At 60.1% G+C, this 13,442-nt stretch carries 13 protein-coding genes; 5 read left to right on the top strand and 8 right to left on the bottom strand.

Translation table 11 applies throughout. The features are described from left to right. Nucleotides 1-264 precede the first annotated feature (264 nt). Together rep and BT199_RS18375 are read left to right on the top strand one after the other, a co-directional pair. On the top strand, nucleotides 265-2,274 hold the full coding sequence (gene rep / locus BT199_RS18370; protein ID WP_005792464.1) for a DNA helicase Rep: 2,010 nt from the start codon (nucleotides 265-267) through the stop codon (nucleotides 2,272-2,274). A gap of 58 nt (nucleotides 2,275-2,332) precedes the next feature. After that, entirely contained in the window at nucleotides 2,333-2,905 is a 573-nt protein-coding gene (locus BT199_RS18375; protein ID WP_003195447.1) for a xanthine phosphoribosyltransferase, read from the top strand. A 116-nt stretch (nucleotides 2,906-3,021) separates the two neighbouring features. Here BT199_RS18375 and BT199_RS18380 read toward each other — a convergent pair whose 3' ends face one another. The 6 genes from BT199_RS18380 to dadA form a co-directional block, all read right to left on the bottom strand. Further along, a complete protein-coding gene (locus BT199_RS18380) occupies nucleotides 3,022-4,944 on the bottom strand; it encodes an acetyl-CoA hydrolase/transferase C-terminal domain-containing protein (protein ID WP_014720468.1) in 1,923 nt (640 codons plus the stop codon). A gap of 138 nt (nucleotides 4,945-5,082) precedes the next feature. Next, on the bottom strand, nucleotides 5,083-5,493 hold the full coding sequence (locus BT199_RS18385) for a c-type cytochrome (protein WP_019819811.1): 411 nt from the start codon (nucleotides 5,491-5,493) through the stop codon (nucleotides 5,083-5,085). 182 nt (nucleotides 5,494-5,675) lie between these two features. Further along, nucleotides 5,676-6,224, bottom strand: a complete 549-nt coding sequence (locus BT199_RS18390; protein WP_014720470.1) for a cupin domain-containing protein — start codon at nucleotides 6,222-6,224, stop codon at nucleotides 5,676-5,678. A 116-nt stretch (nucleotides 6,225-6,340) separates the two neighbouring features. Further along, nucleotides 6,341-7,414 (bottom strand): alanine racemase, encoded by a 1,074-nt coding sequence (gene alr, locus BT199_RS18395; protein ID WP_034129082.1) that lies wholly within the window; start codon nucleotides 7,412-7,414, stop codon nucleotides 6,341-6,343. Nucleotides 7,415-7,494: 80 nt separating this feature from the next. Beyond that, on the bottom strand, nucleotides 7,495-7,848 hold the full coding sequence (locus BT199_RS18400) for a RidA family protein (RefSeq protein WP_014720472.1): 354 nt from the start codon (nucleotides 7,846-7,848) through the stop codon (nucleotides 7,495-7,497). Then, nucleotides 7,820-9,121: a D-amino acid dehydrogenase gene (gene dadA, locus BT199_RS18405; protein ID WP_014720473.1), complete on the bottom strand. Its 1,302-nt coding sequence runs from the start codon at nucleotides 9,119-9,121 to the stop codon at nucleotides 7,820-7,822. The genes BT199_RS18400 and dadA overlap by 29 nt, the downstream gene beginning before the upstream one ends. A gap of 156 nt (nucleotides 9,122-9,277) precedes the next feature. Here dadA and BT199_RS18410 point away from each other — a divergent pair, with 156 nt between their 5' ends. Continuing rightward, nucleotides 9,278-9,766 carry an Lrp/AsnC ligand binding domain-containing protein gene (locus BT199_RS18410; protein ID WP_003176896.1) on the top strand — a complete coding sequence of 163 codons (489 nt, stop codon included), beginning with the start codon at nucleotides 9,278-9,280 and terminating at the stop codon, nucleotides 9,764-9,766. A 71-nt stretch (nucleotides 9,767-9,837) separates the two neighbouring features. Here BT199_RS18410 and BT199_RS18415 read toward each other — a convergent pair whose 3' ends face one another. Beyond that, nucleotides 9,838-10,191 carry a YkgJ family cysteine cluster protein gene (locus tag BT199_RS18415; protein ID WP_003195461.1) on the bottom strand — a complete coding sequence of 118 codons (354 nt, stop codon included), beginning with the start codon at nucleotides 10,189-10,191 and terminating at the stop codon, nucleotides 9,838-9,840. 115 nt (nucleotides 10,192-10,306) lie between these two features. Between BT199_RS18415 and BT199_RS18420 the strand changes: the two genes are divergently transcribed. Then, a complete protein-coding gene (locus tag BT199_RS18420) occupies nucleotides 10,307-11,599 on the top strand; it encodes an NAD(P)/FAD-dependent oxidoreductase (RefSeq protein ID WP_072435238.1) in 1,293 nt (430 codons plus the stop codon). Here the strand turns inward: BT199_RS18420 and BT199_RS18425 are convergent, their stop codons facing one another. Continuing rightward, on the bottom strand, nucleotides 11,600-11,824 hold the full coding sequence (locus BT199_RS18425) for a DUF1127 domain-containing protein (protein WP_072435239.1): 225 nt from the start codon (nucleotides 11,822-11,824) through the stop codon (nucleotides 11,600-11,602). It abuts the gene before it with no gap. A gap of 166 nt (nucleotides 11,825-11,990) precedes the next feature. On the opposite strand from BT199_RS18425, the gene BT199_RS18430 reads away from it, so the two are divergent. Continuing rightward, entirely contained in the window at nucleotides 11,991-13,415 is a 1,425-nt protein-coding gene (locus BT199_RS18430) for an aminotransferase-like domain-containing protein (protein WP_003195467.1), read from the top strand. Nucleotides 13,416-13,442: the final 27 nt, after the last annotated feature.

The following is a 13,442-nucleotide window of genomic DNA, read 5'->3' on the forward strand; positions in this document are numbered from 1 at the left end:
TAACTCCCTAGACTCTGCAAAATTTCATTAGCGGTGCCATTATGACGTGCGGCCTGACAATGACAAAGGATGACAAATGATAGGTGTTATCAAATACGCAGACTGTAAATAATCGTCTCGGATATTCCTCCACATCCTGCGGCAAAGTAGCAAAACCGGCAAATTTAGATCGAGTGGTACGTCACACCGTCGTTCTATGGCAGCAGAATCTTTCCAGCCTGTTAAAATGCCCGCCCTTTTGAACAACGACCCCTAAAATTCCGTATGTCCCGACTCAATCCCCGGCAGCAAGAAGCCGTGAACTACGTCGGCGGCCCTCTATTGGTGCTCGCCGGTGCAGGCTCCGGCAAGACCAGCGTGATCACGCGCAAGATCGCGCACTTGATCCAGAACTGCGGCATCCGCGCCCAGTACATCGTCGCCATGACCTTCACCAACAAGGCGGCACGGGAAATGAAAGAGCGGGTCGGCACCCTGCTCAAAGGCGGCGAAGGCCGCGGCCTCACCGTGTGCACCTTCCACAACCTGGGCCTGAACATCATCCGCAAGGAGCATGTGCGACTGGGCTACAAGCCCGGCTTCTCGATCTTCGACGAGACCGACGTCAAGGCCCTGATGACCGACATCATGCAGAAGGAATACGCGGGCGACGACGGCGTAGACGAAATCAAGAACATGATCGGCTCGTGGAAAAACGACCTGATCCTGCCCGCCGAAGCCCTGGAGGCCGCACGCAACCCCAAGGAGCAGACCGCCGCCATCGTCTACACCCACTATCAGCGTACGCTCAAGGCGTTCAACGCGGTGGACTTCGACGACCTGATCCTGCTGCCGGTCAAGCTGTTCCAAGAGCACAAGGACATCCTGGAGAAGTGGCAAAACAAGGTGCGCTACCTGCTGGTGGACGAATATCAGGACACTAACGCCAGCCAATACCTGCTGGTGAAGTTGCTGATCGGTACGCGCAACCAGTTCACCGTAGTGGGCGACGACGACCAGTCGATCTACGCTTGGCGCGGCGCCCGCCCGGAAAACCTGATGCTGCTCAAGGAAGACTACCCCTCCTTGAAAGTGGTGATGCTGGAGCAGAACTACCGCTCCACCAGCCGCATCCTGCGCTGCGCCAACGTGCTGATCTCCAACAACCCCCACGAGTTTGAAAAACAACTGTGGAGCGAGATGGGCCATGGCGACGAGATCCGTGTGATCCGCTGCCGCAACGAAGACGCCGAAGCCGAGCGCGTGGCCGTGGAAATCCTCAGCCTGCACTTGCGCACCGACCGGCCCTACAGCGACTTTGCGATCCTGTATCGCGGCAACTACCAGGCCAAGCTGATCGAGCTGAAATTGCAGCATCACCAGGTGCCGTATCGCCTGTCGGGCGGCAACAGCTTTTTCGGACGCCAGGAAGTCAAAGACCTGATGGCCTACTTCCGGCTGATCGTGAACCCGGACGACGACAACGCCTTCCTGCGCGTGATCAACGTGCCACGCCGGGAAATCGGCTCCACCACCCTGGAAAAGCTCGGTAACTACGCCACCGAACGCAAGATTTCCATGTATGCCGCCACCGACGAAATAGGCCTGGGCGAACACCTGGATACGCGCTTCACCGATCGCCTGTCGCGCTTCAAGCGTTTCATGGACAAGGTGCGCGAGCAGTGCGCCGGCGAAGACCCGATCAGCGCCTTGCGCAGCATGGTCATGGACATCGACTATGAAAACTGGCTGCGCACCAACAGTTCCAGCGACAAGGCCGCGGATTACCGCATGGGCAACGTCTGGTTCCTGATTGAAGCGCTGAAGAACACCCTGGAAAAAGACGAAGACGGCGAGATGACCGTCGAGGACGCCATCGGCAAGCTGGTGTTGCGCGACATGCTCGAGCGCCAGCAAGAAGAGGAAGACGGCGCCGAAGGCGTGCAGATGATGACCTTGCATGCCTCCAAGGGGCTGGAATTTCCCTACGTGTTCATCATGGGCATGGAAGAGGAAATCCTCCCGCACCGCTCCAGCATCGAAGCCGACACCATCGAGGAAGAACGCCGCCTGGCCTACGTGGGTATTACCCGCGCACGCCAGACCCTGGCCTTCACCTTTGCCGCCAAGCGAAAGCAATACGGTGAAATCATCGATTGTGCCCCCAGCCGGTTCCTGGATGAACTGCCGCCGGACGATCTGGCCTGGGAAGGCAATGACGACACGCCCACCGAGGTGAAGGCCGTTCGCGGCAACACCGCCTTGGCGGACATACGTGCGATGTTAAAGCGCTAGAATCGACTACTTTTTAATCTACTTTCGGCGCACAACGCGCCATTAGAGGAAGCTTTCCGTGGAAGCACTGCACAAGAAAATTCGCGAAGAAGGCATCGTGCTTTCCGATCAGGTCCTCAAGGTTGACGCCTTTCTGAACCACCAGATCGACCCGGCACTGATGAAACTGATCGGCGACGAGTTCGCCGCACTGTTCAAGGATTCGGGCATCACCAAGATCGTCACCATCGAAGCGTCGGGCATTGCCCCGGCGATCATGACCGGGCTGAACCTGGGTGTGCCGGTGATCTTCGCCCGCAAGCAGCAGTCGTTGACCCTCACGGAAAACCTGCTGTCGGCCACGGTGTATTCCTTCACCAAGAAAACCGAAAGCACCGTGGCGATCTCCCCGCGCCACCTGACCAGCAGCGACCGCGTGCTGGTGATCGATGACTTTTTGGCCAACGGCAAGGCGTCCCAGGCGCTGATCTCGATCATCAAGCAGGCCGGCGCGACCGTCGCCGGTTTGGGCATCGTGATCGAGAAGTCGTTCCAGGGTGGGCGTGCAGAACTGGATGCACAGGGTTATCGGGTTGAGTCGCTGGCGCGGGTGAAGTCGCTGGCCGGTGGTGTCGTGACCTTTATCGAGTAATCACTGTGTGGGAGCTGGCTTGCCTGCGATAGCGGTGTGTCAGTCGACAGAGATGTCGACTGACACACCGCTATCGCAGGCAAGCCAGCTCCCACATTAGCTTTTGCGTTGCGCTGTCAGTGGGCGGTGGCCTGCAGTCCGGCCAGCAGCAAGCGTTGATACAGGTCTTCCTTGATGCCCTCCGGCTTATCCAAGCGCATCCGCTGCAAATGCTCGGGAAACGCCTCCGGCTCCGGCGCGTCGAGTGCCGCCTTGCCCAACTCCAGAATTTCCGTGAGCTTGAATTTGCTCTTGAGCCAGTTCAGCGCTCGTAACAAATCCCGCTCTTCATTCGTGAAGTCGCTGCCCAGGGGGTATTCCGGGAACAGGCGACGATGCCTGGCCTGAATCGCCTGAAGCCGCTCTGGCGTGTTGTCGGCAAAACGCGGATCCAACTGGAAATCCTTGGGCAGTTTGCCGGCCTTTTGCGCCTGCTCAATCAAGTCGTGCTGGAACCTTGAGTCAGTGATGTTCAGCAACGCTTCGATCACCTTGGCATCCGTCTGACCGCGCAAGTCGGCAATACCGTATTCGGTAATGACGATATCCCGCAGGTGCCGGGGAATGGTGCAGTGGCCGTACTCCCAGACAATATTGGAACTGACCTCACCCGCCGACTCACGCCAGCTGCGCAAAATCAGGATTGAGCGTGCACCTTCCAGCGCATGCCCCTGGGCCACGAAATTGTATTGCCCGCCCACACCACTGAGCACGCGACCGTCTTCCAACTGATCAGCCACGCCAGCACCGAGCAAGGTGACCATGATGGCGCTGTTGATAAACCGAGCATCCAGGCGCTGCAGGCGCTTGAGTTCTTCCTGCCCGTACAGCTCGTTGATGTAGCTGATGCGGGTCATGTTGAATGCCTGGCGCTTGGCATGGGTCATTTCCTGCAGGCGCTGGTAAAAACTGCGCGGTCCCAGGAAGAAACCGCCATGAATCGACACGCCATCAGGTTGCGCCGCGTCGTCCAGGGTGCCCGCGTTGGCCTGCATCTGGGTCGCCACATCCGGGTAGACCTTGCGCCGCACGATCCCGGCATCGGCCAATACCAGCAGGCCGTTGACGAACATCTCGCTGCAACCGTAAAGGCCACGGGCAAACGGCTCAACGCCGCCTTCGCGGCTGATCAACGGTGCCCACTGGTACACATCCAAGTCGGTGAGCAACAGGCGATAGGCTTCGTTGTCGGCCTGGCGCGCCAGCAGGGCAGCCGTCAGGGCATCGCCCATGGAGCCGATGCCAATCTGCAACGTACCGCCATCACGCACCAGGGTGCTGGCATGCAGGCCGATAAAATGATCCTGAAAGCCCACCGGCATATTCGGGGTGGAGAACAACGTGGTGCTGTCTTTTTCATCCAGCAGGTAGTCGAACTCATCCATGCCCAACTCGGCATCGCCAGGCATGTAGGGCAAATCGCTATGGACCTGGCCGACGACCAGGATGGTCTCCCCGGCCGCGCGGCGCTTGGCGATCATGGGCAGCAGGTCGAGAGTGATATCCGGGTTGCAGCTCAGGCTCAGGCGGTCGGGATGCTCGCTGCTACTGGCAACCAATTGCGCCACCAGGTTCAGGCCGGCGGCATTGATGTCGCGGGCCGCATGGCTGTAGTTGCTGCTGACGTAATCCTGCTGCGCCGCGGCGCTGTGGAGCAGGCTACCGGGCTGCATGAAGAATTGCTGCACACGGATATTCTTCGGCAGGCTGCCCCTGTGCAGGTCCGCGAGGAAATCCAGTTCGGGGTAGTCGCCAAACACCCGTTCGATGAAGGGTTCGAGAAAGCGCTTTTGAAGACCATCACCCTGCGTAGGCCGACCCAGGCTCAGCGCGGTATAAAGCGTCAGCGCCCGTTCGGGCAACTTTGCGATACGCCGGTACAGCGCGTTGACGAACAGGTTGGGCTTGCCCAGCCCCAGCGGCATGCCCATGTGGATATGCGCCGGCAGGCGCTCCAGTACGTCGTCAACTGCTTGCTCGATTGAACACAACTGCACCATCCGACTGCTCCCGAACATTCCATGAATTAGGGGTTGGACCGAGCTTGCCGGGTCTTTGCTGCAATGAACAGCCTGAATACCAAATCGCGGGCACAAAAAAGCCGCTGGTAAGCGGCATTTTTGACGAAGATCGACCGATTACAGCCCGGACATCTTCTTGATCGCACCCTTGAGGTCGTCGTCCGAGCAATCAGCGCAGGTGCCTTTGGGCGGCATGGCGTTGATACCGGTGATGGCCTTTGCCAGGATGCCATCGAGGCCACCTTGATGGTCGGCGCGCTCTTTCCATGCGGCGGTGTCGCCAATTTTTGGCGCACCCAAAAGGCCGCTGCCGTGGCACGCGTTACAGTGCTTGGCGATGATATCATCGGGGGTTTTCGCGCCGCCGCCGCCGGCTGCCACGGCAACTTCCATGCCCTTGCATTCCTGGCCCTGGACGCAAACCTGGCCCACAGGCTCCAGGCGCTTGGCAATGTCATCATTGGTCGCAGCTTGAGCGCTGACAGCCCATAGGGCCAGTACGGTTGCTGGTGCAGCCAGCATTTTCATAATTAGGTTCACGCGTTCACCCTCAATGGTGGCTATTCACGCCTGCGGCCACGGTTTCGCAGGCGGCGAAAGTATAACGGTTAGCCCGCCTGGCCGAAACAACCCTATTAAATAAAGGGAGATTCGGCCTCACGGTGTACAGCTGCGGGAACCTCTGCAACGCTGGCAGGGCGCCTCTATTCTTAAAAGTTCGCGGGTGTGGCTGCGCTGATTAGTCGCGCCGGCACGTCGAACGGATTGCGAAAACGATGAGGCCTGGTGCTTTCAAAGTAGTAGCTATCGCCCGCTTCGAGCACAAAAGTTTCAAGGCCGACCACCAATTCCAGGCGCCCTTCCACCAGAATTCCGGTTTCTTCGCCTTCATGAGTGAGCATTTCTTCGCCCGTGTCGGCACCCGGAGGGTAGATTTCATTGAGAAATGCGATGGCCCGGCTTGGGCGCGCCCGGCCCACCAGTTTCATGGTGACGGCACCGTCAGAGATGTCGATCAGCTCATTGGCTTTATAGACGATCTGCGTCGGTATTTCCTGGAGGACTTCTTCGGAAAAGAACTCGACCATGGACATGGGGATACCGCCCAGCACCTTGCGCAGGGAGCTGATCGAGGGGCTGACGCTGTTTTTCTCGATCATCGAAATGGTGCTGTTGGTGACGCCCGCACGCTTGGCGAGCTCACGCTGGGAAAGACCTTTGAGTTTACGGATGGATTGCAGTCGTTCGCCGACGTCCAATGCAGGAGCCTCCTAGGATTCAGGCTTTGTTGTAATTGAGCGTTATCATGGCGACAGCGTTCAGTATTTACAACACTTGGGCCTAAATCCCGGCGTGCTCGGTTCGTTGCCGGCGGCTAAGCGCCGCTATAGAGCCTTGGCACTCGGCGCAGATTGCAGAAAATCTGATAAGGGATGGTCTCGGCGGCCACGGCCACATCGCTGGCGAGGATGTGCTTGCCCCACAGCTCTACGGTGGAACCAAGGCCCGCCTGGGGCAAGTCGGTGAGGTCGACACACAGCATGTCCATGGACACGCGCCCCAGCAGCCGGCTGCGCTGGCCAGCGACCAGCACCGGTGTGCCGGTAGGCGCATGGCGCGGGTAACCGTCGGCATAGCCCATGGCAACCACGCCGATGCGCATCGGCTTGGGCGTGACGAACCTGGCGCCATAGCCCACCGGCTCACCGGCTGGCAACTCGCGCACGCAGATGACTTTGGATTCCAGGGTCATCACCGGCTGCAAGCGCGCGGCGAGGGCCTGGTCTTCGCCAAAGGGCGTTGCGCCGTAAAGCATGATACCGGGGCGCACCCAGTCGCTGGACACGCTCGGCCAGCCCAATACAGACGGTGAGTTGCGCAGGCTGACCTCAGCCGCCAGCCCCTGGCGCGCCGCCTCAAACACCGTTACTTGTTCGTTGCTGCTGACGCAATCGAGCTCATCGGCGCGGGCAAAATGGCTCATCAGCACGATTTTTGCCACTTTGCCACTCGCCAGCAGGCGCTGATACGCCTCCTGGTAATCCTTGGGGTGCAGGCCCACACGGTGCATGCCCGAGTCCAGCTTCAGCCACACTGTCAGCGGCTTGCTCAAACGAGCTTGCTCGATGGCGTCCAACTGCCACAGCGAATGCACCACGCACCACAAATCCTGCTCGATGATCAGCGGCAGCTCGTCGGCCTCGAAAAAACCTTCCAGCAGCAACACCGGCGCACGAATGCCGGCGGCGCGCAGTTCCAGCGCTTCCTCGATGCACGCCACCGCGAACCCGTCGGCTTGCGCCTCCAGTGCCTGGGCCACGGGCACCGCGCCATGGCCGTAGGCATCCGCCTTGATCACGGCGAGGGCCTTGGCCCCGGTGACTTCTCGGGCCAATTGGTAGTTATGGCGCAGGGCTTGGAGATCGATCAGGGCACGGGCTGGACGCATGTCGGCAGGCTTCTAGGCAGCAAAGTCAATAAAAAAACCGGTGCAGACCAACAACGCCGGCACCGGGAGAGGGATCATTGTTAAGGCAGCGCAGCCACGACTGACAGCTCTACCAGAATCTCGGGTTCGCACAGCTTGGCTTGCACAGTGGCGCGGGCCGGGGCGACGCCTTTGGGCAGCCACTTGTCCCACACCGCGTTCATGCCGGCGAAGTCGGCGTCGATGTCTTTCAGGTAGATCGTCACCGACAGCAACCTGGACTTGTCAGTACCGGCCAAGTCCAGCAAGCGCTCGATATTGACCAGGGTTTCACGGGTTTGCTGTTCAATCCCGGCGCTCATGTCGTCGCCTACCTGCCCTGCCAGGTACACGGTACCGCTGTGGACAACGATCTGGCTCATGCGCTCATTGGTGAGCTGGCGCTGGATTGACATGTTGTGCGGACTCCTGGTGGTTGCCATAACGGGAAATATCGAGGCCTGCGGCGCTGATCTGCGGCGTTTTCTTCGCCATCAGGTCGGCCAGCAAGCGACCCGAACCACAGGCCATGGTCCAACCGAGGGTACCGTGGCCTGTATTCAGGAACAGGTTCTTGAACGGCGTGGCACCCACAATCGGCGTGCCGTCTGGGGTGGTCGGGCGCAGGCCGGTCCAGAAACTGGCTTGGGCCAGATCGCCGCCCTGAGGATAAAGGTCGTTGACGATCATCTCCAGGGTTTCACGTCGCCGCGGGTTCAGCGACAGGTCAAAACCGGCTATTTCAGCCATGCCACCGACGCGAATACGGTTGTCGAAACGGGTGATCGCGACTTTGTAGGTTTCATCGAGAATGGTCGAGGTCGGCGCCATTGCCGGGTTAGTGATCGGCACGGTCAGCGAGTAGCCCTTGAGCGGGTACACCGGCGCCTTGATGCCCAATGGCTTGAGTAACTTGGGCGAGTAACTGCCGAGGGCCAGTACATAGCGGTCGGCGGTTTCCAGCTTGCCGTCGATCAGCACACCATTGATGCGGTCGCCTGCGTAGTCCAGGCGCTGGATGTCTTGTTCGAAGCGGAATTCCACGCCCAATTGTTTGCACATGTCGACCAGGCGCGTGGTGAATATCTGGCAATCGCCCGTCTGGTCGTTGGGCAGGCGCAAGGCACCCGCGAGGATATCGGTGACGCTGCCCAGAGCCGGTTCAACCCGGGCAATGCCGGCGCGGTCGAGCAATTCGAATGGCACGCCGGACTCTTTCAGCACGGCGATGTCCTTGGCGGCACCATCGAGTTGGGCCTGTGTGCGGAACAGTTGGGTAGTCCCGAGGCTGCGCCCTTCGTAGGCAATGCCGGTCTCGGCGCGCAATTCGTCGAGGCAGTCGCGGCTGTACTCGGACAGGCGCACCATGCGCTCCTTGTTCACCGCGTAGCGGCTGGCCGTGCAGTTGCGCAGCATCTGCGCCATCCACAGGTATTGGTCGATATCAGCAGTGGCCTTGATTGCCAACGGCGCGTGGCGTTGCAACAGCCACTTGATCGCCTTGAGTGGCACACCCGGCGCGGCCCAGGGCGAAGCATACCCAGGGGAGACCTGGCCGGCGTTGGCGAAACTGGTTTCCATGGCAGCGGCAGGCTGACGATCAACCACCACGACATCAAAGCCGGCCCGCGCCAAATAATAGGCACTGGTCACCCCAATGACGCCGCTACCCAAGACCAGAACGCGCATTTTTATATCCTCATCGCGGGCTTGGCCGCTGACGTGTGTTATTCGAGCAATGATGAGCGCAGTGTAAAAAACAATCGACAGTGCATTTCACTATATAAATGCCTATATTTGGCGACAATTCTTGGCAAAAACCCTTTTGACAGAGGCGTATCCCCTATGCGTACCAACACCCAGACCAAACGGGAGCTGGACAAGATCGACCGCAATATCCTGCGCATCCTGCAAACCGACGGGCGCATCTCGTTCACGGAGCTGGGGGAAAAGGTCGGGCTGTCCACCACGCCCTGCACCGAGCGCGTGCGGCGCCTGGAGCGCGAAGGGATCATCATGGGCTACAACGCACGGCTCAATCCCCAGCATTTGAAGGGAAGTTTGCTGGTATTTGTCGAGATCAGCCTGGATTACAAGTCGGGTGACACCTTTGAAGAATTCCGCCGAGCCGTGCTGAAACTGCCTCACGTGCTGGAGTGCCATCTAGTGTCGGGTGATTTCGACTACCTGGTGAAAGCGCGAATCTCGGAGATGGCTTCGTACCGCAAATTGCTGGGCGATATCCTGCTCAAACTCCCCCATGTGCGCGAATCCAAGAGCTATATCGTGATGGAAGAGGTGAAAGAAAGCCTGAACCTGCCGATCCCTGACTGACCCACTGACACAACACGGTCAAATGTGGGAGCTGGCGTGCCTGCTCCCTTGGTTTTAACCGAGTAAATCCGCTAGACCAACACCTGCCGGGTACTCGCCATGTACTCATGAATCTGCTTCTCCACCCGCGGATGAATCAGCTCCACTGGCCGGCGGCCATTAGGGCACGGCAAGGTCTTGGTGGTGCCGAACAGGCGACAGATCAGCGGCCGCTCGTCATACACCGTGCAACCCTTGGGCCCCAGGTGCACGCAGTTCAGCTCGTCCATCGCCGCCTCTTGCTCGGCAGCGGTCTTGCGCGGCAGGCGCGACATTTCCTCGGGCGAGGTGGTCACCGGCCCACAGCAGTCGTGGCAACCGGGGACGCACTCGAACGAAGGGATCTGGCGACGCAGCGCGCTGATTTTCTGACTGTTGCAACTCATCGAAACCCATACCGAACGGCGAATAGACGTGGATTCTGACGCAAAACGCCCCGCGCAGACAGCGTCGTGCGACCACTGTATCCTGCGTCAAATTTTCCAGACAGGGAGGTTCCCCATGACCGCCAGCGCCCGGCACACCGCTTCCTACTACGCCGCCAGCAGCGTGCCGCAACCGGATTACCCGACGCTGACCGGTGAGGTAAACGCCGATGTCTGTGTGATCGGCGGGGGGTTCTCCGGGCTCAACACCGCCTTGGAATTGGCCGAGCGCGGCTTTCGCGTGGTGTTGCTGGAGGCGCGCAAAATCGGTTGGGGCGCCAGCGGGCGCAATGGCGGCCAGTTGATTCGCGGTGTCGGCCACGGGCTGGATCAGTTCACCCAGGTGATCGGCAGCGACGGCGTGCGCCAGATGAAGCTGATGGGCCTGGAAGCCGTGGAGATCGTGCGCGAGCGTGTGGAGCGCTTCCAGATCCCCTGTGACCTGACTTGGGGCTACTGCGACCTGGCCAACAAACCCCGCGACCTGCAGGGCCTGGCCGAGGATGCCGAAGAGCTGCGCAGCCTGGGTTACCGCCACGAATTGCGCCTGTTGCAAGCCAGCGAGATGGGCACCGTAATCGGCTCTGAGCGCTATGTAGGCGGCATGATCGATATGGGTTCCGGCCATCTGCACCCGCTGAACCTGGCACTGGGTGAGGCTGCCGTTGCCCAGCAGTTGGGCGTGGCGCTGTACGAGCAATCCCAAGTGACCCGTATCGACTATGGCCCTGAGGTCAAGGTGCACACCGCCCAAGGCACTGTGCGCGCCAAGACCCTGGTACTGGCCTGCAACGCCTACCTGAACGGGCTCAACCCGCAACTGAGCGGCAAGGTGTTGCCCGCCGGCAGCTACATCATTGCCACCGAGCCCTTGAGCGAGGCGCAAGCCACCAGCCTGTTACCGCAGAACATGGCCGTGTGTGACCAGCGCGTGACGGTGGATTACTTCCGCCTGTCCGCCGACCGTCGCCTGTTGTTCGGCGGCGCCTGCCACTACTCCGGTCGAGACCCCAAGGACATCGGCGCCTACATGCGGCCGAAGATGCTGCAGGTATTCCCCCAATTGGCAGACGTGAAAATCGACTACCAATGGGGCGGCATGATCGGCATCGGCGCCAACCGCCTGCCGCAGATTGGCCGCCTGGCCGATCAACCCAACGTGTATTACGCCCAGGCCTATGCCGGCCATGGCCTCAACGCCACGCACCTGGCGGGCAAGCTGCTGGCCGAGGCCATCAGCGGCCAGCAACAGGGGCGCTTCGATCTGTTCGCTCAGGTGCCACACATCACCTTCCCCGGCGGCAAACACCTGCGTTCGCCGTTGCTGGCCCTGGGGATGCTCTGGCACCGCCTCAAAGAACTGCTCTGATCAATCGCGCCAGAAGGGTTTCAAACCCTCACGGCGCGCCTGCTCGGCGGTCAGCCCGATGTCGCGTAACTGCTCGCGGCTCAGGTCCAGCAGGGCCTTGCGCGTATGGCGACGGCGCCAGAACAGATTCCAGCGGCCAGGCGCCGGGGCAGTGAGCGCCTGTTCCTGCGCTGCTTCCAGTTCCTGACTGCGTAACGCCAGCCGTACATCGCTCATGCCGCTCATTTGACTGCCCCTCATTGGCCTGTTGCCTTGAGTGACAAGCATGCGCGGGCGGCCAGAACCATTACAGATTCAGCCAACTTTTATTAGATCCATACAGATACTCCCTATGCGTGGCTGAATCCTGTATTTTCCCTTTATCTGTACTGGTCCTTCGGGAGCGACCACCATGACTCTTTACGTCAACCTCGCCGAATTGCTCGGCACCCGCATTGAACAGGGCTTCTATCGTCCGGGCGATCGACTGCCCTCGGTGCGGGCCTTGAGTGTGGAACATGGGGTGAGCCTGAGCACCGTGCAGCAGGCGTATCGGTTGCTCGAAGACAACGGCCTGGCGATGCCCAAGCCCAAGTCGGGCTATTTTGTTCCGGTGGGCCGTGAACTGCCGGCACTGCCCGAGATTGGCCGCCCGGCCCAACGGCCAGTGGAAATCTCCCAGTGGGACCTGGTGCTGGAACTGATTCGTGCGGTGCCGCGCAAAGACGTCATACAGATGGGTCGGGGCATGCCGGATGTATTGTCGCCCACCTTGAAGCCGCTGCTGCGTAGCCTCGCCCGTGTCAGCCGGCGCCAAGACCTGCCGGGGCTGTATTACGACAATATCCTCGGCTGTATGGAACTGCGTGAGCAAATCGCCCGGCTTTCATTGGACTCCGGTTGCCAACTGAGCGCCGAAGACATCGTGATCACCACCGGTTGCCACGAAGCCCTCTCCGCCAGCATTCACGCCATTTGTGAGCCCGGCGATATCGTCGCGGTGGATTCGCCCAGCTTCCACGGTGCCATGCAGACCCTCAAGGGCCTGGGCATGAAAGCCCTGGAAATCCCCACCGACCCGCTCACCGGCATCAGCCTGGAGGCCTTGGAACTGGCGCTGGAACAGTGGCCGATCAAAGTCATCCAGCTCACCCCAAACTGCAACAACCCCTTGGGCTACATCATGCCGGAAGCGCGCAAACGCGCCTTGCTGACCCTGGCCCAGCGCTTTGACGTGGCGATTATCGAAGACGATGTGTATGGCGAGCTGGCCTACAGCTACCCACGCCCGCGCACCATCAAATCCTTCGATGAAGACGGGCGTGTGCTGCTGTGCAGCTCGTTCTCCAAAACCCTGGCGCCCGGTCTGCGCATTGGCTGGGTCGCACCGGGACGCTATCTGGAACGGGTGCTGCACATGAAATACATCAGCACCGGTTCTACGGCTACACAGCCGCAGATTGCCATTGCAGAATTCCTCAAAGGCGGTCATTTCGAGCCGCATTTACGCAGGATGCGCACCCAATACCAACGTAATCGCGACTTGATGCTGGATTGGGTCAGCCGTTATTTTCCCGCTGGTACGCGTGCCAGCCGGCCCCAGGGCAGCTTTATGTTATGGATCGAGCTGCCGGAGGGCTTCGACACCTTGAAGCTCAACCGCGTGCTGGTGGAACAAGGCGTACAGGTGGCGGTAGGCAGTATCTTCTCCGCTTCCGGCAAGTACCGTAACTGCTTGCGCATGAACTACGCTGCCAAGCCAACAGCGCAGATTGAAGAGGCCGTGCGCAAGGTAGGTGCTGCCGCTGGCAAGATGCTGGAAGAGACGGCGGACTGACCTTTCCCGAGCAATTGCCGTCATATG

Origin of the sequence: Pseudomonas sp. NFR02, from assembly GCF_900119375.1 — a bacterium.
Taxonomy (GTDB): Bacteria; Pseudomonadota; Gammaproteobacteria; order Pseudomonadales; family Pseudomonadaceae; genus Aquipseudomonas; species Aquipseudomonas paracarnis.